The 1,381-nt window shown below is 73.8% G+C and carries 2 protein-coding genes; one reads left to right on the forward strand and one right to left on the reverse strand.

Annotation, left to right across the window (positions count from 1 at the left end):
* The first annotated feature begins 5 nt into the window (after positions 1-5).
* Positions 6-92, forward strand: a complete 87-nt coding sequence (locus PROKR_RS18160) for a Rho termination factor N-terminal domain-containing protein (RefSeq protein WP_281171732.1) — start codon at positions 6-8, stop codon at positions 90-92.
* A gap of 30 nt (positions 93-122) precedes the next feature.
* Here PROKR_RS18160 and PROKR_RS18165 read toward each other — a convergent pair whose 3' ends face one another.
* The gene (locus tag PROKR_RS18165) at positions 123-1,226 is read right to left on the reverse strand and encodes a DNA polymerase domain-containing protein (protein ID WP_036965437.1); all 1,104 of its coding nucleotides are present in this window, start codon (positions 1,224-1,226) and stop codon (positions 123-125) included.
* Between the last annotated feature and the right edge of the window lie 155 nt (positions 1,227-1,381).

Consider the following 1,381-nt stretch of genomic DNA (forward strand, 5'->3'; position numbering starts at 1 on the left):
AGAAGCTGCGCAAGCGCGCCGCCGAGATCGGCATCGAAGGCCGCTCCACGATGCGCAAGAGCGACCTGATCAAGGCGCTGCGGTCACACTGACGGCGCCGCGCCGGGCGGGGCGCCGCCGGCTCACTCGCCGACGGCGTCCTCGCTCCGGTCCCGGTCCTTGTCGCGGCTCGGCTGGACCCGCTTGGGCTCGCCCGGCATCTTCGGGTACTCAGGCGGATAGGGCAGGTCCTCCAGCCCGTTCGCCTCGTCCCGGGCCGCCAGATCCAGGGCTGCGTCCAGCGAGCAGTCCAGGGCCGGGTCACGGTCGGCGCGCAGCGCGGCGAACAGGTCGCCCCGCTCGGCGAACCGTGCCGGCGCGGACAGCACGTCGAAGTCGTCGGGGTGCACATCGGGCACCTCGTCCCAGTCCAGCGGCATCGACACCGTGGCCCGCCCGTTCGCCCGGATCGACCACGCCGACGCGATGGTGCGGTCCCGCGCCATCTGGTTGTAGTCCACGAAGATCGCCTCGCCGCGCTCCTCCTTCCACCACCGCGTGGTGACCCGGCCCGGCAGACGCCGCTCCAGCTCCCGGCCGATCGCGATCGTGGCCCGCCGCGCCTCGGTGAAGGTCCATCGCGGCTCCAGCGGCACGAACACGTGCAGCCCCCGGCCGCCGGACGTCTTGGGATACCCCGTCAGGTCCAGCTCGCCCAGCAGCTCCCGCAGGTGCGGCGCCACCGCGGCGGCGTCGGAGAAGTCCGTGCCCGGCTGCGGGTCCAGGTCGATGCGGAGCTGGTCCACCGCCTCGACGTCGTCCCGCCGCACCGGCCACGGGTGGAACGTGAGCGTGCCCATGTTCGCCGCCCAAGCAACCACGGCCGGCTCCGTGGGGCACACCTCGTCCGCCGTCCGGCCCGACGGGAACGCGATGGTGGCGGTCTCCACGTAGCCCGGCGCGCCCCGCGGGATGCGCTTCTGGTAGAAGCCGTCGCCCTTCGGGTCGTCCGGCTTGGGCATGCGTGTGGCGAGGTGCGCGCCCTCGTGCCAGCCCTTGGGCCAGCGCTCCAGCGTGGTGGGGCGGTGCAGCAGCGCGCCGGTGATCCCGTCGGCCACGGCCACGAAGTACTCCACGACCTGGAGCTTGGTGATGTCACGGGGGAAGACGACGCGGTCCGGGCTCGTCACGCGCACGGTACGGCCCGCGACGTCGAGCTCCACAGCGGGTGTCTTGGATCCGGCCATGGACCGAACCTAGCCCGCCAGCAGCTCTCGCGCCGCAGAAAGCGCCCGGTGCGCCGCGGGCCTGCCCACCACACGGGCGCGCCGGTCCAACGCCCGGGTCACCGCCAGCAGGTCCACCCCGGCGCGCGCGAGAGCGACCAGCACGGGCACGGCCG

It is taken from the genome of Promicromonospora kroppenstedtii DSM 19349 (assembly GCF_000515355.1).
GTDB lineage: Bacteria > Actinomycetota > Actinomycetes > Actinomycetales > Cellulomonadaceae > Promicromonospora > Promicromonospora kroppenstedtii.

What these genes read in the sequence shown, in the direction of transcription:
- PROKR_RS18165 (WP_036965437.1), bottom strand. Translation starts at nt 1,226, where the DNA reads ATGGCCGGATCCAAGACACCCGCTGTGGAGCTCGACGTCGCGGGCCGT.